Source organism: Streptomyces sp. NPDC097981, assembly GCF_040302565.1.
Taxonomy (GTDB): Bacteria; Actinomycetota; Actinomycetes; order Streptomycetales; family Streptomycetaceae; genus Streptomyces.
In genome coordinates, this window is the sequence record NZ_JBEORW010000030.1 from 95,279 (window position 1) to 116,138 (window position 20,860).

Genomic DNA, 20,860 nt, shown 5'->3' on the forward strand with positions numbered 1-20,860 from the left:
CCATAGGGGAAGAAGCGGCTTGGATTTCAGACGGCGTCACCCAGATCGGCCGCGCGCGGATCGCCGGCCTCCTGTGCCCCGGGCAGGTCGGGGCCGAGCCGGGTGATCGTGCCGGACGGGGGATTGAGCCGGGTCGCGTACGCGGTGTCGCCCTCGGGCCCGAAGCGGTTGCTGTGCCGGCAGAGGTTCTCCGGCTTCCAGGCTCCGATGCCATGTCCCACCCTCGTCGCTGGCGGCGGCAGCCTTGCCAGCTGCCGATCCTCGTCACCCTTATCCCCCGATCGCGGCCGGACGGGAAACCGAATTACTCGATTTCACCCGCTTTGCCCTGAAGCCTCCCACCAGAAGAGATCCACTTCAGCACGGATGGCCGCTGCCGCCCCCTGTCCCTGCCGGGCCCGCCCACAGCCCAAGCCCGGAATCCCTCGACGTGCCGGCCCGCCACCGGCAGGACGTCAGCCGGCTCGCCGACCCCCGCGGCCGGGAGGAGGCCTCGCCGAGGCCGTCGGCGGCTGCCAGGGCAGGCGACGGGGGATCCCGCACCGCCGGGAGCGGGGCCAGGCCGGACTCGCGGACTCAGACTCCCGTGACCTTGGAGTTCGCCGACAGCTCGTACACCAGGGTGACCGTGCTGCGACCACCGGGCGGGAGGGGGACGTCCCAGCGGACGATGCCCTCGGAGTCGACGGCGTCGGGGGCCGGAGAGCAGGCGTCCTTGCGCAGTCGGACCTCCACGGCGGAGACCTCGGAGACCGGTATCCGTTCGCGGAGGACCACCACGCGGTCGCCTTGTTCGCCGGGTGCGGAGAACCGGGACAGGTGCACCTCCACCGTGCGGGTGACAACGGTCTTCTGCAGGAACCCCGCGGTGTCCCTCGATTCCCCGGTGCGCCGGATCACCGCGTGGTCGTCGCGGCTGCCGAAGGCGAGTTCGACGGGCGCGCCGGGCGCAGTCATGTCGAGCGTGCCCCGGCCGGTGAACCCGCTGCCGCGGACCAGGTCGACCGGACCGGAGAGCAGGGCGTGACCGGAGAGGTTGTCGAACCGCACCACCTGGGTGACCAGGGCCGCCGTCTCGGGTGAGCAGGCGTACTCGCTGCTCGTACCCGTCGTGAAGGCGGACAGCGGTACCCGGTGGGCGCGACCGTCTCCGGGCACGGACACTGGTGCAGGGGCGCCCAGTACGCGTGCCTCGCCGCCGTCGTCGACGCCCGGCAGGCCCAGTACCGGAGTCGGGCCGAGGTCCCCGGTCTCCTCCTCGCGCAGCTCGATGTCGACCGTGCGGCGCTCCGCCGCGGAGCGGTCGGTGAGGGTGAGCCTGTCCTCGTCAAGCCGCGGCGGGGTGGTGGTCAGCGCCGAGCGGGCTGTCGACAGGGTCAGTCGTACATCGGACCAGTCCTCGCCGGTGCGCTGCCAGACCATCGCGTCGGTCTCCAGCGTCAGAGAGTCCCCGTCGAGCACGGCCCGGTAGGCGGGCCGCCACAGTGCGCACGGGGAGAGGTGCGTCAGGCGTAGTTCGGCCGGGCCGGCGGTCTCGGTGTGGACGGTCAGGTCGATGTGGCCGACCAACTCGGCGGGTTCCTCCTCGGCGAGGTGCATGGCCCGGCGCGTGGTGCCGAGTTCGGATTCGAGTGCGGTGAGGCGGGCCTGGACGGTGCGGAGTTGTGCCCCGTGGGTGTCACGTTCGTCGTCCACCCGGTCCAGTTCGGCGGCCCAGCGGGTCCGGTCGGTCTCGCCCGTGCCGGCGCCTTCGGAGATGTCCCGCAGGAGGTCGGTGGTGAGGTGGCCGAGCACGTCGAGGCGGGCGCGCAGCCGGTCCCGTCGCCGCTTGACGGTCTTCTCTTCCTCCTCCAGTTCGTGCACTCGCCGGCGGAGGGCGGAGTCGTCCTCGGCTGACGGCAGCGGCCCGCGGGGCGTCCAGGTCCGCACGATCCGCGCGTCGAGCACGGTCGCGGCGAAATCGGCGGTCAGTCCGGCGTGCAGGGTCCGGTCGACGGCGAGCGCGCTGACCGGACCGAGGCGCAGCCGCTGGACGCCGGCCGCCAGGTCGAGGACGACGGACCGTTCGATGTGGGCGCGGTCCTCAAGGCAGGTGACGGCGGTGACGGGGAGGGCGATCGGCTTCGGGGCCGTGGTCATGGCGGTTGTCAGCTCCTGCGGTTGCCGCCGGCCAGGGCCTTGCCGGTCGGGATGCGGATCTCGTAGCCGCCGTCGAGGGCGGCGGTGGCGCCTGCGGGCAGGTCCAGCCGCCAGAGGCGGGTGCCGGGGGCGTGGTTCTCGGGCCCGGTGCCCGGCTCGGGTGCCGTCCAGTCGGCCCGTTCCTCGATCCGGACGTCCGGCTCGGAGGTGACGGGTATCCGCTCGCGGACTTCGACGGTGACGGTTCCGGCGAGCCCGTTGGCCAGCTCGACGTGGACGCGGTGGTCGAGCACGGTGGTGTTGTTGCGCAGGCCCGATGTCGACTCGTTCAGATGTGTGCGGCGGGTGACCCGGATGCCCTCGGCGGGGCCGAGCCCGACCCTGCGGACGGCGCCGGGAGCAAGCGTGGGCAGGGCCGCTGTCAGCAGGAACTCGCCGTCGACGGTGACCTCGACCGGACCGGCCAGCAGCGCCTGGTCGGTTGCGTTGGACAGCACCAGCGTCGCGTACACAGCCTGTTCCACGGACGGCACGGTGAGGTACTCGGTGCGCAGCCCGACGGGAAACTCGGTGACGGTGACCGTGTGCCAGGTTCCGTCCGACGGGATCTCGGTGCGTGCGGCGGCGTCGAACCGGTGGTCGAAGGAGCCCGCCGACCCGCGGGGCCGTACCGCGTGGCCGGGCAGCGGCAACGAGGCCACCGCTTCGGCGCGGCGGCGCTGCTCCTGCGCCACCGGGTCGGAGGGGGCGTCGGGGAACAGCCGGCCCCTGCGTGCGCCCGGTTCGTCCGGGCCGCTCAGGACGAGGCCGGCGTAGTCGAGCTCGGTGCCGCTCGGCCGAGGCGGTCCGACCACCGGGGGCGGCGGCGGAGGAGGTGCCGGGGCGCCGCCGGGAGCGGCGGTCGGCATGGCCGGGGCGGGTGCCCCCGCGAAGGAGGCAGCGCCGCCCGTACGCGCTCTGCCGACGGGCCGTCCCGAGGGAGCCCGCGGCGCGAGGCCGGGACCTCCGCCGGCGTAGCCCTGCGGTGCCGGGGGCAGCGAAGCCGGGGCCGACGGCGGGAATAGGGGCGGCGGCGCGGCGGAGCCGGCCGGGGCGGGGATCGGCACGGGCGCGCCTGCGGCGGCCGCCGACGCCGCTCGGACGGCGGGGCCGGGGCCCGCGGCGTCGTATCCGGAGAACAGGTCGCCGAGCCCGGCCGGGGGCTCGCGCCAGCCGGACGGCGCGGGAGCGGCTTGGCGGCGGCCGAGGCGGATCGAGCGGAGCCTGGGCAGGTCGTTGCCACGCCTGAGGTCGGCGGTGGCCAGGGCGATGCGTACACCGGACCAGTCCTCGCCGGTGCGCTGGGCGACCGAGGCACGCATCAGGAGACGGCCGTCCGTGTCGCCCTGGTGGCAGGTGAGCCGGTAGGTCGGCACCCACACCGCCCCCGGGACTGCGTACTCCAGCTCCAGCTCCAGATCCGGCTCCGGTTCCGTCACGGCCGCCTGGACGTCGTCGGAGGCCGGGGCCGCTCTGGTTCCCCCGGTGAGGTCGAGGGTGAGGACCGCGCAGACCGCGGTCTCCACGTGTGCTGACGGCGCGTCGGTCGAGGCGCGGGCGAGGCGGTCGGTGGCGACGGCGAGCTCGTGCTCCACGGTGCTCAGGGTCCGCTCCAGCTCGGCGAGACGGGAGTGCAGTCGCATCAGCCGCTCGTCGACGAAGTCGGCGAGGTCCAGCCACGCGTCGACCGGAGTGCGGCGGTGCGGTTCGTCCTTCCTGCGGACGGGCGGGACCGGCTTGAGCCCCTTGATCTCCTCGATCAGGCCGAGCTGTCGGTCCCGGCCGGCCTGCGCCGCCGCGTAAGCGTCGGTCAGCCGCTCGACCTCGCGGAGCAACCCGTCGGGTGTCCCCGCACCGGGCGCGCCGGCCTCGATCTCCACCCGGGCCTCGGTGACACGCACTCCCGGGGCGCCCAGGACCCGGGCCCGCAGGGAGCCCGGCTCCAGCGACCGGGGCAGTCCCGCCACCCGCACCTTGCCGTCGGGCGGCACACTTCCGCGGGCCAGGCGGCGGCAGAGCGCACCCTGCGCGTACACCACCACCGAATCGAGGGTCGACCCCCACCGGTGTGCTGTTGCTTCCTTCTTCATGCTGTACCGCCCCCACCACGTCCGTTCTGGTGGAAGCGTACGCAGAAGGAGGCACCGGTTCACCTCGTATGCCGTGCCCGGTGGACACATGCGGTCGAACGAAGTGTTGTCGGTGGGGCCGTGGTGTCCGTCAGACCCGTCTGGTCGGCGTCGCGTCGGGTGGGGGCAGCAGGGAGTTCGTGAGGCGGTCGGCGGTCTCGTTGTCGAGGGGGGCGTGGCCGAGCAGGAAGCGGTACCAGAAGACGCCGTAGACCTGGTCCGCCATCAGTTCGAGGTCGGCGTCCGGAGGCAGTTCGCCGCGGTCGCGGCCCCGTTCCAGTACGAGCTTCAGGGCGGCGCGGCGAGCGCCGGTGAACGACTGCATCAGTTCGGCGAGGTGGGGGTCGGAGGCGGCCTCGCGCAGGAGCGTGCGCAGGGCGGAGGCCGTGGGCGAGCGCTGGGCTCCCTCGAAGGTGGCCGCCATGACCGTGCGGAGGTCCTCGCGGAGCGAACCGGTGTCGGGGGCCGGCACGTCCTGTTCGGACCGGTCGGTGAGCGCGTCCAGGAGGACCGCGCCCTTGGAGGGCCACCAGCGGTACAGCGTCTGCTTTCCGATGCCCGCCGCGCGGGCGATGGCGTCGGTCGTGACCGGCGCGCCGTCGGCCTCGGCCAGGAGCCGGATGGTCGCGTCCAGGATGGCGCGGCGTGTGGCTTCGTTGCGGCGGCGCCCTGTGTGGGGGCGCGGCCCGTCGGGGTCCATACCGTTGCCTGCCCTTGTCGTCGATTGGTTTTCAGAGCTTGACGAGACTAGCAGTATCGGCAAATCTTTGACGCGTTGCCGATATCAAGACCGTTGTTCTCGACAAGAGGAGTGCGCCGTGACCGCCTTAACCCAGACCTTCACCGAACAGCGCGTCGCCGTCATGGGCGGCAGCTCCGGCATCGGCGAGGCCACCGCGGCCCGCTTTGCCGCCGACGGAGCCGAGGTCGTCGTCACGGGACGCGACCAGGGCCGCCTCGACGCCGCCATCGAACGCATCGGCGGGAAGACCACGGCGTACCGGATGGACGCCACCGACCCGGACGCGATCGCCGCCTTCTTCGCACAGTCCGGTCCGATCGACCACCTTGTCATCGCGGTCAGCGGCGCGGCCGGCAGCGGCGCGTTCGCCGAACTCGACCTGGACCGCCTCGCCGCCGGCTTCGAAGGCAAGTTCTGGCCACAGATCCGCATCCTCCAGGCAGCGCTGCCCCGGCTGAACACGAACGGCTCGGCAACCCTGATCACCGCCGCCTCGGCCCGTGCCGCGTTCCCCGGGACCGCAGGGCTCGCCGCGATCAACGGTGCGGTGCAGGCCATGGTCCCGCCGCTCGCCGTGGAGCTGGCACCGCTGCGGATCAACGCGGTGGCCCCCGGAGTCATCGACACCCCCTGGTGGGACGCGCTGCCGGCCGAGGAACGCCGGACGCTCTTCGACGGCCTCGCCGCAACCACGCCCGCGGGCCGGGTCGGCCGTCCCGAGGAGGTCGCCGGGGCAGTCCACATGCTGGCCGCGAACGGCTTCATCACCGGCGTGGTCATCGACTGCACCGGCGGCGCCAACCTCCCCACGGGCCGTTAGGCCAGACAACGCGCCACGACGTCATCGTGCTCGGCGCCGGGCTCGCCGCCGCACGCCTCGACCGCGCTGCCGGCCCGCATCGCGGCCGCGCACCTGCCGCCGGGCGTGCTCAACGTGGTCTGCGGCGGCCGCGGCCGCCGACCTCAAATGCATCCACCTGGAGCTCGGCGCATGTCCGGCGCCGGGGCCGCGAACGTACGCCCCACCAGGTCCGGTGCCGGCGGCACGCTCGGTCCTCGACCGTCGGCCGGACCCTGCGCCGCGGATGCCTCCCGACGGGGCCCACGCTCGCGCATCAGCCCCGCGAGTCGCTTGTGGTTCACCACACCGTGCCGCTCCCGCGGTTCCCGGGCGATCCGGGGCACTCCGCCGGGGCCGTTCGATTCCTCGTGGATCTTCTCGATCCGCGCACCCAGGTCCCCGTCGGCGGACCTGCGTGCGGCCCCGTGGCCGCTGCGTGGATCGACCGGTGGAACCCGGACGCCGAGACGCTCGGCCCACAAACCGCTGCATCGCGGCTCACACCAGTTCAGGCTCCCGTTCGCCTCGCGGTTCCGGCACATGCACCGACGCGTCATTCCGTTCCCACCGCTTGGTGGTCCGTACATAGCCGTAGACCACTGACGTCATCGCCAGAATGAGCAGCGGCCCGAAGACCCACGGATATGCGGCCATCTCCAGCGACAGATAGCGATACGACGCCAAGAGCGCGGCGAAGACCGCGGTGCCGTAGACGACCAGCTGGATTCCCGACCTGTCCCAGCCGCGGTCGAGCGTGCGCAGCGCCGTCTCGATCGTGAAGGTGAACACCACCCCGGCGACGATGTCCGCGCCGTAGTGGTAGCCGAAGCCCAGCGTTGCGCCGAGCGTGGCGATCAGCCAGAACACGCCTGCGTACCGCAGAGCCCGCGGGCCCCTGCGGGAATGAATGAAGATCGCCGTGGCCCACGCCGTGTGCAGACTGGGCATGCAGTTGCGCGGGGTGATCCCGTCGAAGAGCATCGGGTGCGGGGTACCGACTTGCGACGGCGTGTCCGGCCACAGGTTGGCCACTGCCCAGTGCCCCCCGTCTCCCCCGTAGGCGAAGATCGGTCCGACGACCGGGAAGAGCATGTAGATGCCCGGCCCGAGCAGGCCGATGACGAGAAAGGTGCGCACCAGATGATGGCCGGGGAAGCGGCGGTCGACCGCCACGTTGCGCAGCTGGTACAGCGCGACCACGACGGCCATCACCGCGAGCTGGATGTAGACGAACTCTAGGACGCGAAAGCCGACCGGGCCGGTGGCCTCGACGATCCGGCCCACGACCCATGACGGGTTGCCCAACGCGTGATCGGCGGTCGCCACGTACTGGTCGAGCACCATCGGGCGCGTCTTCGACGTGATCAGCAGCCAGGTGTAGCCGGTCTTGCGGCCGGCCACCAGCAGCAGGGCCAGTCCGACGCCCTTCAGCAACAGGACACGGTCCTGGCCGGTGCGGCGTGTGACGGCGATGACGGCACAGGCCAAAGTCACCCACAACGCGCCGTTGCCGAACATCATCTCGGCGCCGACCGCCCGCCGCACGAGCCAGAAAACGAGGTCGATGCCGATCGCAGCACCGACCGCGATGAACCGCTGCCGCCAGCTGAGCACCACCAGCACCAACGTCATGCCCGCGTACAGCACCGTCCCCGACCGCGGAGCGAATATCACCTCTCGCGCCTGGCTGGTAACCGGTCCTTGTACTCCGTAGCGGCGGGCGGCGATCTCCAGTGCGACAAGGAACCCGAGGGCCATCACACTCACCGCAGCCCACAGCACGACCCGTGGTTGACGCCACGCAGCGGACTTGATTCCGCCGTCTATCCGTGAAAACACTCGCGATACCGCTTCTTCAGGCGCTATTCACATTTACAGTCGATCGCTGTTCGATCGAACATGGTAGCGGAACGGATGGGTTCAGCTGCTCACGGGTACCGCGAACACAGCGATCGCCTCACCTGTGACCGCGGCCACGCCGGCATGAAACGCCGGGAGGGCGGATGCCGGAGCCGGAGGGCACCTGCTTCCTGGGCGACACCGGCAGCGCAGGCACCTCAGCGCACCACCGACTCCGCCGCCTCCCGCAGGTCCGTCAGGAAGGCCGTGGTCGCGGGAGAGGGGGTGCGGCCGCAGGGGGTGCCGGCGTAGACCTTACGGTGAGGGAGGTCCGCCGGGTCCACCGGGACGAGGGCGATGTCCGCCCGGGCCGCCCCGGCCGCGAGGGCCGGCAGGACCGTGATGCCGAGGCCCGCCGCGACGAAACCCAGCTTGGCCGTCCAGTCGTTGACCCGGAACGCCACCTGCGGCCGGAACCCGTTGGCCAGCGCCGGCGCCAGCAGGGTCCGGTCGGGGCGGACGTCGCCCTCGATCCACGGCTCGTCGGCCATTTCAGCCAGCCGCAGCCGGGCCCGCCCGGCGAACCGGTGCCCCTGCGGCAGCGCCACGTACATCGGCTCGTCCAACAGAAGATGCAGATCCGGACCCGTGGGCGGCACCCCGTCGGGAGCGCTCAGGACGGCCACGTCGAGACCGCCCTCCGCGAGCAGAGCCACGTGCTTGGCGGTGGGGCCCTCCGTGTGGACGACGGTCACGCCCGGATGCCGCGCTCCGAACGCGGACACGGCGCACGGCACCAGCGACACGTCGGCGGCGGCGAAGGCCCCGATCCGCAGCGTGCCGCCGCCCAGCGAGCGCAGTACGTCCAGTTCGGCGCGGGCCGCGCGCAGCCGGTCCCGCATGCCCTGCGCGTGCGGCAACAGCACCCGCCCGGCCTCGGTCAGCCGCACTCCGCGCGGCAGCCGGTCGAACAGGACGGCGCCCCACTCCTCCTCCAGGGCCTGGATCTGCCGGGACACGGCTGACTGGGTGTAACCCAGCCCTCGGGCGGCAGCGGTGAACGACCCGTCCCGTGCCACGCGCAGGAACACCTCGTACAAGCTCTGCGGATTGTGCATGGCAGCCATGCTAGACATTCGCTTGTGGCATGGGTGAGGCTTTCCTACGGTCGGCCCATGAAGAGCACAGAGAAGATCGCATTCCTCGGACTCGGCAGCATGGGCGCCCCCATGGCTGCCCGACTGCTCGATGCCGGGCACCCGCTGACCGTCTGGAACCGTACGGAGCGCAAGGCGGCCTCGCTCGTCGCCGCCGGTGCCCGGCTCGCCGCCGGGCCGGCCGACGCCGTCCGCAACGCCGACGTCGTCGTCACGATGCTGTCCGACCCGGCCGCCGCGCAGACCGTGGCCGGCGCCATCATCCCGGCGTTGCGGCCCGGCACGCACTGGATCGACACCTCGACAGTGGGCCCCGACACGATCCACGCGCTGGCCGCCCGCCTCCCCGTCGGGGTGACGCTGACCGATGCCCCGGTGATGGGCAGTGTGGACCGGGCCGCCGCAGGGGAACTGTGGATCCTGGCGGGCGGCTGCCCCCTGCCCGAACCCGTCCGTACGGTTCTCCGCCCGCTCGGCGAGATCACCGAGTGCGGGGCCCCCGGCGCGGGGGCGGCCCTCAAGCTCGTCCTCATCAACGCGGCGATCGGCGGCGTCACCCTGGTCTCCGAGGCCCTCGCACTCGGACGGGCCCTCGGCCTGCCCGCGGAGCTGGTCCGCACCCAACTGGCCAAGGGCCCCCTGGCCGGCGCGGTCGCCCGCGCCTTCGCCGAGGGCTCCCACTTCCCCGTCTCCCTCGCGGCCAAGGACATCGCCCTGGCCACCGCCCACGCCTCCCTCCCCGTCCTGGAGGCCGTCGGGTCCGTCCTCGCTGCCCGACCCCGGCCGGACACAGAGGACATCAGTACCCTCCGGCACCGATAACCGACCGACCGACGGCACTTCCTCAGGCCGCGCGACGGGCTGCTCGCCGCGGAACGCACCGCCACGTGCACGGCCTCGTCCGTGGACATCCCGGCGGGCAGCACCTTGACCATGACGCCGAATTCCGTGGCCGTGATGGCGAAGGTGAAGACCCGATGGAAGGAGGGGACGCCGTCCCCTTCGTCCTGCACGGCGGGCACAGCAGACCCGCTCAGTCGCGTTCGTGGTGCGTCCCGGCAGCTGAGCGGGCCGCGGGCGGGCCGGCACCAACTCCTCACGCGACCGCGACGGAATACCTGCCGGCCGAAGTCGTCGGTGATCACGACCCTGCGGTCGGCAGGGGCTGCTTCGTCGATGAACAGCTGCGGGCATCCGCAGTCGCACTTGTCGCAGAAGGTCGCCACGGGCTGCAGAGAACCGATGTCGGTCACCGGCATGTCCTGTGGCCACTGTGTTGACGAACGGCGATGCGCGCGAGGCGCAGGCGTTTGTGGGGCGCCCTACGCCCTTCCATGTCATGGTGGAGATCGAATGCAATGCCCCGAAAGGGGAGAGCATGCTGAAAAAATCCAAGGCCCTTCTGGCCGCGCTCGCGGTCATCACGCTGTGGGGGCTGCTGTTCCCCGCCCCGGCCCGGGCCGACCAATGGCACACGTCGACCTACCTGACGAACTGGTGGTCCAACCTGCAGGTGTCCGTCATCAGCGAAGGATGTCGGGACATGGCCTGCCTCAACGGCAGAGGCCTCCGTCTGGAGAGCGGTGCCGGCAGCATCTTCAATCTCTACGATCTGTCGACCGGCGGCAGTGAGATCCGATGGGGCTCGGGCAGAAAATGTCTGGACGTTTCGGGCTTCGGTACGGCCAACGGCACACCGGTCGTTCTGTGGGACTGCCACGGCGGACAGAATCAGCTCTGGACGATTCAGGCCTTTTACGGCGCAGGCACCGACGCGGGTGCCATCCTCTTGGTGAGTCAGCAGAGCGGTAAGTGCCTCGACGCCCGGAACCCGTCGTTCCCAACACCTCCACCGCCGGGTGCAGTTCTGCAGATTTGGGACTGCGTCCAGGGGCATGGTTCTGCTGTTGGGCCCTTCCGGGCGGATCCCTTTATCGTCAACCAGGAGTGGCGCTTCGCATTCTGAACGAAGTCCCGTAAGGACGACGACGTCCTCGGCGGGTTCAGATGTTCAGGGGGTGAGAGCGCCGTTGCCGGGCGGCGCAGAGCGGTTCAGCCGCCGGGCCAAAAATCGCGTTCAATCGGGGGTCGCGGTGGTGGAGGGGCACCTTCTGGGTGGTCGATACCGGCTGGTGCGCCAGCTCGGCGAGGGCGGTATGGGGCAGGTGTGGGAGGCGCAGGACGAGACACTGGAGCGGGCCGTCGCCGTCAAGGTGATCTCCGTGCTCGCCGGCGGCGGCAGCCGCGGGGGTGAGGCTCGTGCCCGGTTCCTGCGCGAGGCGCGGATCACGGCCCGCCTGCAACACCCGAACATCGTGACCATCCATGACCTGGGCGAGGACGGCGAGGGGGAGGACAAGGTCCCGTTCCTGGTCATGGAACTGGTCCGGGGCGAGGGCCTGGACGCGATGCTGCACCGGGGCACCGTGGCCCCGCCGGTCGCGGCGCACTGGGGCGCGCAGATATCCGACGCGCTCGCCGAGGCGCACGCCGCCGGGATCCTGCACCGGGACGTCAAGCCGTCGAACGTCCTCGTCGTGGCGTCCGGCATCGTGAAAGTGCTGGACTTCGGTGTCGCGCGGGCGGCCGACCCGTACGCGACGTCGGACCGGCTCACGCAGACCGGCTTCATCGTGGGCACGCCTCCGTACATGGCACCCGAACAGGCGCGCGGCTTCCCGGAGCCGCGCAGCGACCTGTACGCGCTCGGCTGCGTCCTCTTCGAGCTGGTCACGGGCCGGCTGCCGTTCCAGGCCCCGGACGCCGTGGGCTACCTCACCGCCCACCTCGTGCAGGAGCCGCCGGTACCCAGCTCGGTGGCCGCGGGGATCTCGCCGGCCTGGGACGATCTGGTGCTCACCCTGCTGCACAAGGACCCCACCCGGCGGTACCCGAACGCTGCCGCGCTGTCCGCGGCGCTGCGGCAGCTGGTCCGCGAGGACGAGGAGCCCCGGCCGCGCGCTGCCGGGAGCGCCCCCGCCCCCACGGCACCCGCAACGATCCCGAGCCCGCCTCCGGCCTCCGCCCCTGTGCCGGACCGGCCCTTAGCACCGCCGCCCGCGGCGCCGGCTACTCCACCACGGTGTGGCGCGTCCGGGTATCGACCGCGCGATTCGCCTCGGCTTCCCGGTAGCCCTGTTCGTGTATTACGCCGTGTTGGCGCCCGTCGAGGTCACGCGCCTGCCGATGGTGTTCCTCCCCCTGCTGGCCCTCGGGGCACTGACGGCTCTCCTGACACCCGGGTCCAGGACTCTGACCCGGCGGGCGGGGTACGCGGCGGCGGTTCTTCTCGTCGTGGACATCGTGGTGGACGTGGTGCAGAAGGTGCAGGCGGACTGGTTCGACGGCTTCCTGTACAACCAGCCCCACTACATCCAGGTTCTCTACGACGCGGGATTCGCCGTGGTGATCGCGGCGTACGTCTACCGGGAGATCACCACCCGGCGGGCCCGCCCGGTGCGGTAGGTGCCGGACCCGCCCCGCTGACCCGACGTCCACTGCCCCTGACGCGCAGCGGGTTCCCGGCGGCGCTCGATGTCCGGCCGCGGTTCAAGGCGCCACCGGGCCTGCGTCAGCCGCGGGGGTGGCCCGGGTGGTGGCCGGGCTGGTGGCCGGGCTGGTGGGGGGCGTACCCCTGCCAGGGCTGGTACGCCGGAGTACCGTGCGCGGGCTGCTGATAGTGCGCAGGGGCCGGGTGGTGGTGGCGGCGCAGCAGCGCGTCGAAGCAGTCGTACAGGTCGCGGGCCTTGTCGGGCGGGGGAACGTAGGCGGTGACGGATCCGTCGGTCTGCCGGACCGTCACCACGGCGCCGACGCGGGGGTCCGCTTGGTGCCACACTCCGGCGAGGGCGCTACCGGGTACCCACCCCGGCTCGGTCTCCGCGCCGCCACCGCGCCACCGGCGCAGCACTGTTCGCCGGTAGCTCGGAATCAGCAGCCCCGGGAGGGACACCACGACGATCAGGAAGAGCACGACGTTCGCGAACACTCCGGCGGTCCAGTGCAACAGCGCGAGGAGCGCCCCGTAGCAGACCGCGGCGATGAACACCCACAGGCAAGCCGTGACGGCAGCATCCGGCGCTCCGGCCTTCCGGAGCAGGCTGAAGAGGCCCACCGACACGAGCAGCACCAGTGCGGTGACGCACCCGGCTTCCTCGCCGAGGAGTTTGTCGGCGACGCGGCCTCCGCGCCGGTCCGGCTTGACGGCGAAGCCGTGGTCATGGAACTGGAGGCTTATCCGCCCGCCCGGCGTGGCTCTCACGCCTTCGATCTCGTACATGATGATCACGCTAGCGTCGACGATCACATCCCGATGGACCGCCCCCTTGGTTCAGGACTGAACAACGCGCCATGCGCCGCGCGACCAAGGAGCCGACAGCCTCGGACCGGCCATCCGCTCCGAACCGATCAACGTCCCTACGCGTTCTCAACAGACCTGCCGATAAGGAATCTTGTGGATGAGTGCCCGCCATTTGTCCGGGGACAGGGGCTCTCGTACGCGCTCGCATACCTGGGCGGCCACTTCGTCGGAAGCCACGGTGTAGCTCTGCAGTGGCACGTGTTCCTGTGCTGCGTAGAGGTGTGAGCCGTCGCTGCTGAACGCGAGGGACAGGGCGGCGCCACCCGCTGTCGGGAAGGAGGAGCCGATCGAGTTGCCCGAGCGGGTGTCCCACAGCCGCAGCGTGCCGTCCCTGGCTGCTGCGGCCAGTGTGCGCCCGTCGGGGGAGAACGACAGCGCCGATACGAATCTGCTGTGGCCGTCGCCGACGGGCGTCGGGGGCAGGCCGCCCAGGGACTGGTGGGTGTCGCCGTCCCATAGGGTGACCCGGCCGGATTCGTCGCCGGTGGCGAGGAGTTTTCCGTCCGGGCTGAACGTCAGGGCCGTTGTCTGGTCGGGGGTGAGGTTCCGGCGTGTCACCTGCCCGGATTGCAGGTCGAGGAACTGGCCGTGGTCCGTGGCCAGGATCCGTCCGCCGGGCTTCACCGCCAGGGCTCGGCCACCGATGCCTCGGACTTCGCGCGTCATGGTCCGGCGGTGAACGTCCCAGAACTCGATCCTCTCGTCATCGGGTATGCGAGAGGCGATCAGAGATGTTCCGTCCGGGTGGAAGACGACGGCGTTGACGGCGTTGCCGGGGAAGGGCGGCGTGCCGGGGGTGGTGGCACCGGTCAGTGTCACGTCCAGCGAGCCGATGACACGATGGGCGGGGACGTCCCACAGGGACAGCGTTTCCGGGGGAACGGACGTGGCGGGGTCGCTGACACCGTAGGCGAACACGCGTCCGTCCGGGCGGAATACCATGTGCACGGGGCAGGGCACGGAACTCGGCCTCTGGTCGGAAGCAGGGCAGGGGGATGCGGGCAGGTCGGCCAGGCGATCGCCGCTGCGACCGTCGTGCAAGCGGATGCGGGCCTGCCCGCTGTCGGCGTCCTGGTGGGCGACGGCAAGTGCGAGGCCGTCCGGGCTGAAGGAGGCCGCCACGGCCGCCTGGCTTTGCCAGCGGGAGTCCAGCACGCCTTCCAGGGACAGGGACCGCACCACGGTTTGCGAGCGGCCGGCGAAGTAGCGGATTCGGCGCTCGTCCATGTCCAGCCTGAGTTCACTGACCACCTCGTCGGAAGACGGGTTGCGAAAGACCGGGACTTCTGGGGCGTCCGTCCTCCACAGGAGGACCTCATCGGCGTCCGTTGCCGCCATGAACCGTCCGTCCGAGCTGAACTGGAGGTCTCGTAATCCCTTGTGCTCGATCACCGGCAGTTCCTTGCCGGAGGCGATCTCCCACCTGCGGACTCCGGCAGCGTCACGCAGGACGAGGTACCGGCTGTCGGGTGTGAACCCGAAGTCCTCCGCGACGCAGTTGCCCGCGGTTGCACTGGGGGCCCACGGGGTCTGCAGAAGCCGGCCCTGGGCCACGTCCCACAGTTGGAGCGGGGCGCCGGGCAGGCAGAGGGCCATCGTGCCGTCGTCGGGGCTGACCTGGACGTCGGACAGGGGGTAGCCGCGTGTCCTGTGTTGCTGACGCAGCCGCCGAGTCGTCCAGGCCGGGATGTCGAACGTCTCTCCGGTTCCGGGTCTTGGCAGTTGGCCGCCCGCCTGGCGCTCCAGCCGGACCCGTCCGGTCTGCACGTCCCTCAGCTGGATCATTACCTGTGGGCCGTCGGTGCGGTACAGGACGAGAGTACGCCCGCTCGGGCTCAGCTCGGCTCCGTCGCTCACCGGCGGCTCGTGGCCCTCTTCAAGGCGGCCTGTCTGCACGTCCCAGATGCCTACCCGGTCGTCGTCGCCCACCAGAGTCAGCGTCCGTGCGTCGGGGCCGGCCACGCCGACGTGCGCAAGACGGTCACCCAGTCCTGCGAACGAGGCCGACTGCCGGTGGCTGCGCACATCCCACTGCACCGTCCGTCGCTCGCCCACGCTCAGCAGGCTGCGACCGTCCTTGCTCAGGTAGCGTACGGCTGAGGGTTCGGCATCGGGATCGACAAACGCGTCCTGTTCCCTCTGCATGGCGGCGCTCATCAATGCCGAGCGGGTTTCGGGGAGGTCGGCAAGGGCCCACGAGGCGACACTGAGCTGCATGGCTGTGACCGGATCGCTTACGTGCAGGCTCGCGGCCAGCGCCGCGACACGGCGGGCCTCGGCCCTCAGCCGCTCCTGCTGCCGGGATTCGCCTTGCTGCCATGCGATCACGCCGGCGAGAACGGCGAGCACCACGACAGCGCATACGCCGGCCCTCAGCCGACGCAAACGGCGGACCGTGCGTGCAGCGCCCCGGACTTCGCCGTCCCGCAGGGCAAGACTGGTGGTGAGGAAGGTGCGCTCCAAGCCGGTCAGGTCACCGGACTCTTCAGGGCCGAAGTGTTCTCGTGCCGTGTCAAGTCGGCTGCCACGGTACAGGGCACCAGGATCACGGCCCAGTTCCTCCCAGGCCCGTGCCGCCTCCGTCAGTTCCCTTTGAGCGCACAGCCGTTCGCGGTCGTCCTCGATCCAGCCGAGCAGGCGCGGCCAGCCGGTCAGCAGGGCTTCGTGGGCGAGCTCGACACTGCCGTCGTCCAGGGTGAGGATGCGCGCCCGGGTGAGTACCTCCAGGACATGGGCTGTCTCCTCGCGGCCGGCCGCCTCCAGTTCCGTACGCCGGACCCCACGCCGGGTGTCGGCTGTGCCCTCGCCGGGAGCGACGAGACGCAGAAGCGCCGGGCGGGCCGCGGCCGCCTGGCGCTCGGTGAAGCTGCTGTAAGCGGCTTCAGCGGTCTTGGCGATCGAGCCTTCCAGTCCGCCGGCCGCCTCATAGCCCGCCAAAGTCAGTGTGTGGCCCCGGCGGCGCCGCCAGGTTTCCATGAGCACGTGAGACAGCAGCGGAAGGCCGCCCGGTGCGGTGGACATCTCCTGAACGAGCCGGGAGGTCAGGGCGCGCTCGACAGTCAGCCCTGCGGCAGTGGCCGGCTTGACGATGGCGTCGCGCAACTCCGCCGGGTTCATCGGACCGGCCAGCAGGTTGGCGTCGCGCAGCGCTTCGGCCAGTTCAGTGTGCTCGGCGCAACGACCGTAGAAGTCGGCGCGTACCGCGAGGAGCACCCGTAATCGGCTTTCGGGCTGCCTGGCGCTGAGGAGCATGTCGATGAACCGACTTCGCTCGGCCGGGTCACGGCAGAGAGTGAAGGCCTCCTCGAACTGGTCGACCATCACCAACGTGTCCTCGCCCGCGCCGGCCGAGTCGGTGGGAGCGAGAAGGTGCCCGCGGGTGCGCGCCGGCAGTTCGCCGGGAGTCAGAATCCGGATCGCGGCCGGTCGAAGGCCCGAACCACGCAGTTCCTGGAGGGCGGGAAGCAGACCGGCGCGCAGCAGAGAGGATTTGCCGCTGCCGGACGGACCGAACACTGCGGCGAACCGCCGACGGTGCAGCAGATCAAGAAGGTCGGCGGTCAATGCGTCGCGACCGAAGAACCGGCTGCTGTCCTTTGCTTCGAACCGCGCCAGACCCCGGTACGGCGGATCATCGTCCGCACCGTCGTCCGCGGCTGCCAAGGCGGCGGCCTCATCCACGGCCTGCCGCCATCTGGCCTCCCACTGCGCTGGGGAACCCCCGCAGGCCTGTACGTAGGCCAGCACCACGGGCAGGGTGGGCAGCTGCTCACCCGCTGCTGCCTGCGACAGAGTCGTCACCGAATAGCCCGCCCGCTGTGCCAGCGCCCGGTAGGTCACACCGCCCGCCTCGGTGCGCAGTTTGCGCAACTCGAACGCGAACCGCTGCACCGGCCCCGCCCCCGGATCCACTGGCACCTCACGACGCCCCGCCATGGGCCCGCCCCCTCCGGTCACCCCAACGCCAGCCCATCGGCCAACCTATCCCCCCGCCTCTCCTCGGAAAGGATCGCGCCCAGCCATTGTTCGGACGCCGGAAGGGCCCATGCCAAACAATCCGCCGACCGCTGAACTCGGTGGGACAAGCGCCGAGGAACCCGTCCCGCGGCGGACTGCGGTCAGCCGCCGGGTTCCCTTCACACGGCTCGATCCGAACCGAAGCCGCGCCAGTTCGCCTCCGCGAACAGGGCTGCCTCCTCAGGTGGCACACGGTGCGGTCGGCGAAATGGCAAACACCGAAACGAGGAGAGCATCATGAAGATCCGTCACGCGTTGACGACCGGCCTGGCTGGAGCCGCGCTGGTGGTGGGGCTCACGGGAGGCACCGCCAACGCCACTTCCAGCTGGACGGGGTACCGAACGCCCGCAGACGTGGCCGGGGCCACCGCCTGGGGCCAGATCGACCCGGACGGTGTTCGCATCACCCTGGACGTCAACATCAAGGACACCAACACGGGTGACGCCTACGGCGCCCGTGTCCGGATCCGCACCACGTACAACGACGGCGGCGTCCGGCCCGAGAGCCTCAGCGCCTCGAACACGAGTCCCGTGAACCACACGACCTGGAACTATGCAGGCAATGCCATCCGGTTCGAAATCATGGAATGCACCACCAAGGCCGGCGCCGACTACCGGTGCGGCAGCTGGTACACGATCTGGCAGCGCTGACCCTGGCGGCCGGCCCTGCCAGGCCGTCGGCAGAGCCCGACGGTGGCGGCTGCACGGGACGGCCCGAACAGACGCGTCCCGGTGACGTGATGCACTCAGGACCTCGTCGGTGCGCGCGAGGTCCTGAGTGCGACCGCGCGCCGAGTGCGGACGCACAGGTGGCTCAGGGCCGGCTGGTCGCCCGCGGTCCGCAGGGGCGCATCGGTGGCGGCTCGGCCGGCGCGTCAACGACGCTGCCACTCCTCGGCCAGCAACCGGTAGGAACGGACCCGGTCCGTGTGGTCGTGCGTGATGGTGGTGATCAGCAGCTCATCGGCCCCAGTGGCCTCTTGGAGACGATCCAGGTGATCGGCGACGGTCCGTGCCGAGCCGACGAACTGGGTGTCCACCCGGTCGGCGACGAGTTCCCGATCCGCTTCCGTCCAGGGCAGGGCGCGCGCCTCGGCCGGCGTGGGGAAAGGGATGGCGCCCTCGGCGGTACGGATGCTGCGGACCCAGGGCGCGTATCCGGTGGCCAGTTCGCGGGCGGTCGCGTCGTCCTCGGCGACGACGACATCGGCGGACACCGTCACGTACGGCCGGTCCAGCTCGGCGGACGGCTTGAAGGCGGCCCGGTAGCCCTCGGCCGCCTCCAGCACCGAAGCGGGGCTGACATGGTAATTGGCCGCGAAGCGCAACCCGTTGCGGCCCGCTGTCTCCGCGCTGACTCCCCCACTGCTGCCCAGGATCCACACCTGTACGTCGGCCCCCTCGCCCGGGACGGCATGTGCCGCCACCCCCTCCGGGGAGCGGTAGTCGCCCCGCAGCAGCGCGAGGACGTCGTCGACCTGTTCGGCGTAGTCCTGCGGCTGGGCGCCGGGCAGGTTCAGCAGCCTCTGCTGGAGCGCGACCCGCGGATGGCCCAGCAGGTGCGCGAAGGAGAACCGGGCCGGGATGCGCAACCCGTTCGTGGTGTACCCCTCGAACGGAGGGACCTGCGAGGTCCGCTGCGGCGGGCCCCCGGCCGAGCGGCCCAGGCCCAGATCCAGGCGCCCGGGGTGCAGTGCGTCGATCAGGCCGAACTCCTCGACCGTGGACAGCGCGGTGCGGTGCCCGAGCTGGACGGCGCCGGAGCCGAGCCGGATGGTCGAGGTCTCGGAGGCGGTCAGCGCGAGCACGACCGCCGGGGAGGTCCCGGCGACCCCCGGATTGAGGTGGTGCTCGGCGAACCAGTAGCGGGCGTAGCCGAACGCCTCCGTCTGCCGGGCGAGATCGACGCTGTGGTGCAGGGCCTCGGCGGCGGTGGAACCGGACGAGACCGGGACGAGGTCGAGGACCCCGAGGGGGATGCCGGACATGGCCGGGCTCCTTAATGGTCGGGGAAGCAAGGGTCCGGGGAGTCCGTGATCAAGGTGATGGCCAGGAACTTCATGACCCCGCGCCCTGCCTGTCGGAGGCCGCCGCCGGCACCGCGAGCCCGAGGTGGTCGCGCAGGGTGGTCCCGGCGTAATCGGTGCGGAAGACGCCCCGCTCCTGCAGCAGCGGGACGACGGTGTCGGCGAAGACGTCCAGGCCGCCCGGGGTGATGTGGGGGACCAGGACGAAGCCGTCGGCCGCGTTCGCCTGCACCAGCGTGTTGATCTGCTCGGCGACGCCGGCCGCGGAGCCCACGAAGGTCTGGCCGGAGGTCGTGGCGATGACCAGCTCCCGGATCGAGAGGTTCTTGGACTGGGCGAGTTCGCGCCACTGCCGGGCGGTTTCGAGCGGGTCGCGGAACTGGCGGACGCTCGCCCGCCCGAGGGCGACGGTGTTCTCGCCGGTCTCGGGATCGATGTCGGGCAGCGGGCCGTCCGGGTCGTAGCCGGACAGGTCCCGGTTCCAGACGTGCTCCAGGTACTTGATCGCGGTCTGCCCGCTGACCTGGAGGCGCCTCACCTCGTGGGCGAGCTCGTGTGCCTCGGCGTCGGTGTCACCGAGGACGAAGGTGGCGGCGGGCAGGATCTTCAACTCGTCGTGGCTGCGCCCGTACGCGGCCAGCCGGCTCTTGACGTCGGCGTAGAACGCTCGGCCCTCGTCGAGCGTCCCGTACCGGCCGAAGATCGCGTCGGCACGGGAGGCGGCGAATTCACGGCCCTCGTCGGAGTCGCCCGCTTGGAAGATCACCGGACGGCCTTGCGGGCTGCGCGGCACGTTGAAGTGGCCTTCGATGTCGAAATGCCGGCCCTCGTGGGCGAAGGCCCCGGCCCGAGCGTCCCGCAGGAAGACGCCCGACCCTGCGTCGGCGACGACCTCGGAGCCGTCCCACGAGTCGAACAGCTCGGTCGCGGTGGCCAGGAACTCCCTGGCCCGGCTGTAGCGGTCCTCGCGCGGCAGGAATCCGCCGCGCCGGAAGTTCTCACCGGTGAAAGCGTCCCAGGAGGTGACCACGTTCCACGCGGCCCGGCCCTCGGACAAGTGGTCCAGCGAGGCGAACTGGCGGGCCACCTCGTAGGGCTCGTTGAAGGTGGAGTTGATCGTGCCGGTCAGGCCGAGGCGCTCGGTGACGGCCGCCAGGGCGGCGAGTACCGTGAAGGTGTCGGGACGGCCGACCACGTCCAGATCGTATATTTTTCCGCCCTGTTCACGCAGCCTCAGACCCTCCGCGAGAAAGAGGAAGTCGAACTTGGCGCGTTCGGCGGTCTGCGCGAAGTGGACGAACGAGTCGAAGTCGATGTGGCTGCCGGCCGCCGGGTCGCTCCACACCGTGGTGTTGTTGACGCCGGGGAAGTGGGCCGCGAGATGGACCTGCTTGAGCGGTTTGCTACTCATGACGGTCCTTCCGTGTCCAGGTCAGACACCCCATGTCGTTCGGTGTCAAGCGGCATGGGGTTGGGCGTGGTGGGACCAGGCGGTCGCTTCGTCGTAGCGGGTGCGGGTTTTGAGGCAGCCGTGGAGGATGCCGACGAGTCGGTTGCCGAGTTGGCGGAG

At 71.1% G+C, this 20,860-nt stretch carries 16 protein-coding genes and 1 pseudogene; 6 read left to right on the top strand and 11 right to left on the bottom strand.

The features are described from left to right. Positions 1-26: 26 nt before the first annotated feature. The 4 genes from ABTY04_RS26770 to ABTY04_RS26785 form a co-directional block, all read right to left on the bottom strand. Positions 27-221, bottom strand: a complete 195-nt coding sequence (locus ABTY04_RS26770; protein WP_352215935.1) for a hypothetical protein — start codon at positions 219-221, stop codon at positions 27-29. Positions 222-576: 355 nt separating this feature from the next. Further along, complete coding sequence (locus ABTY04_RS26775) at positions 577-2,139, bottom strand: mucoidy inhibitor MuiA family protein (protein ID WP_352215936.1); 1,563 nt, start codon at positions 2,137-2,139, stop codon at positions 577-579. Between the two features lie 8 nt (positions 2,140-2,147). Then, positions 2,148-4,268, bottom strand: coding sequence for a DUF4139 domain-containing protein (locus ABTY04_RS26780; protein ID WP_352215937.1), 2,121 nt, complete (start codon positions 4,266-4,268; stop codon positions 2,148-2,150). Between the two features lie 130 nt (positions 4,269-4,398). After that, positions 4,399-5,007 carry a TetR/AcrR family transcriptional regulator gene (locus tag ABTY04_RS26785; RefSeq protein WP_352215938.1) on the bottom strand — a complete coding sequence of 203 codons (609 nt, stop codon included), beginning with the start codon at positions 5,005-5,007 and terminating at the stop codon, positions 4,399-4,401. 118 nt (positions 5,008-5,125) lie between these two features. Here ABTY04_RS26785 and ABTY04_RS26790 point away from each other — a divergent pair, with 118 nt between their 5' ends. Next, positions 5,126-5,869, top strand: a complete 744-nt coding sequence (locus tag ABTY04_RS26790; RefSeq protein ID WP_352215939.1) for an SDR family oxidoreductase — start codon at positions 5,126-5,128, stop codon at positions 5,867-5,869. 143 nt (positions 5,870-6,012) lie between these two features. On the opposite strand, the gene ABTY04_RS26795 is transcribed toward ABTY04_RS26790, so the two are convergent. The 3 genes from ABTY04_RS26795 to ABTY04_RS26805 all read right to left on the bottom strand — a co-directional run bounded on the left by ABTY04_RS26795 (position 6,013) and on the right by ABTY04_RS26805 (position 8,847). Continuing rightward, positions 6,013-6,477, bottom strand: coding sequence for an IS3 family transposase (locus tag ABTY04_RS26795; RefSeq protein ID WP_352215940.1), 465 nt, complete (start codon positions 6,475-6,477; stop codon positions 6,013-6,015). Beyond that, positions 6,389-7,705, bottom strand: coding sequence for a phosphatase PAP2 family protein (locus ABTY04_RS26800; protein ID WP_352215954.1), 1,317 nt, complete (start codon positions 7,703-7,705; stop codon positions 6,389-6,391). The genes ABTY04_RS26795 and ABTY04_RS26800 overlap by 89 nt, the downstream gene beginning before the upstream one ends. 242 nt (positions 7,706-7,947) lie before the next feature. Beyond that, on the bottom strand, positions 7,948-8,847 hold the full coding sequence (locus tag ABTY04_RS26805) for a LysR family transcriptional regulator (RefSeq protein WP_352215941.1): 900 nt from the start codon (positions 8,845-8,847) through the stop codon (positions 7,948-7,950). Between the two features lie 57 nt (positions 8,848-8,904). Between ABTY04_RS26805 and ABTY04_RS26810 the strand changes: the two genes are divergently transcribed. From ABTY04_RS26810 to ABTY04_RS26825, 4 genes and pseudogenes are all read left to right on the top strand, one after another. After that, positions 8,905-9,708 (top strand): NAD(P)-dependent oxidoreductase, encoded by an 804-nt coding sequence (locus tag ABTY04_RS26810; RefSeq protein ID WP_352215942.1) that lies wholly within the window; start codon positions 8,905-8,907, stop codon positions 9,706-9,708. A gap of 451 nt (positions 9,709-10,159) precedes the next feature. Continuing rightward, entirely contained in the window at positions 10,160-10,852 is a 693-nt protein-coding gene (locus ABTY04_RS26815; protein ID WP_352215943.1) for an RICIN domain-containing protein, read from the top strand. Between the two features lie 190 nt (positions 10,853-11,042). Further along, positions 11,043-11,726: pseudogene (locus ABTY04_RS26820) on the top strand (serine/threonine-protein kinase); the annotation flags it as partial. A 244-nt stretch (positions 11,727-11,970) separates the two neighbouring features. Next, a complete protein-coding gene (locus ABTY04_RS26825) occupies positions 11,971-12,351 on the top strand; it encodes a hypothetical protein (RefSeq protein ID WP_352215956.1) in 381 nt (126 codons plus the stop codon). 106 nt (positions 12,352-12,457) lie between these two features. Here ABTY04_RS26825 and ABTY04_RS26830 read toward each other — a convergent pair whose 3' ends face one another. After that, positions 12,458-13,165, bottom strand: coding sequence for a hypothetical protein (locus ABTY04_RS26830; protein WP_352215944.1), 708 nt, complete (start codon positions 13,163-13,165; stop codon positions 12,458-12,460). Positions 13,166-13,312: 147 nt separating this feature from the next. Beyond that, entirely contained in the window at positions 13,313-17,182 is a 3,870-nt protein-coding gene (locus ABTY04_RS26835) for an nSTAND1 domain-containing NTPase (RefSeq protein ID WP_352215945.1), read from the bottom strand. A gap of 318 nt (positions 17,183-17,500) precedes the next feature. On the opposite strand from ABTY04_RS26835, the gene ABTY04_RS26840 reads away from it, so the two are divergent. Then, complete coding sequence (locus ABTY04_RS26840) at positions 17,501-17,914, top strand: hypothetical protein (protein ID WP_352215946.1); 414 nt, start codon at positions 17,501-17,503, stop codon at positions 17,912-17,914. A 224-nt stretch (positions 17,915-18,138) separates the two neighbouring features. Here ABTY04_RS26840 and ABTY04_RS26845 read toward each other — a convergent pair whose 3' ends face one another. Continuing rightward, positions 18,139-19,251 (bottom strand): LLM class flavin-dependent oxidoreductase, encoded by a 1,113-nt coding sequence (locus ABTY04_RS26845; RefSeq protein WP_352215947.1) that lies wholly within the window; start codon positions 19,249-19,251, stop codon positions 18,139-18,141. 70 nt (positions 19,252-19,321) lie between these two features. Further along, positions 19,322-20,701, bottom strand: a complete 1,380-nt coding sequence (locus ABTY04_RS26850) for an NtaA/DmoA family FMN-dependent monooxygenase (RefSeq protein ID WP_352215948.1) — start codon at positions 20,699-20,701, stop codon at positions 19,322-19,324. Between the last annotated feature and the right edge of the window lie 159 nt (positions 20,702-20,860).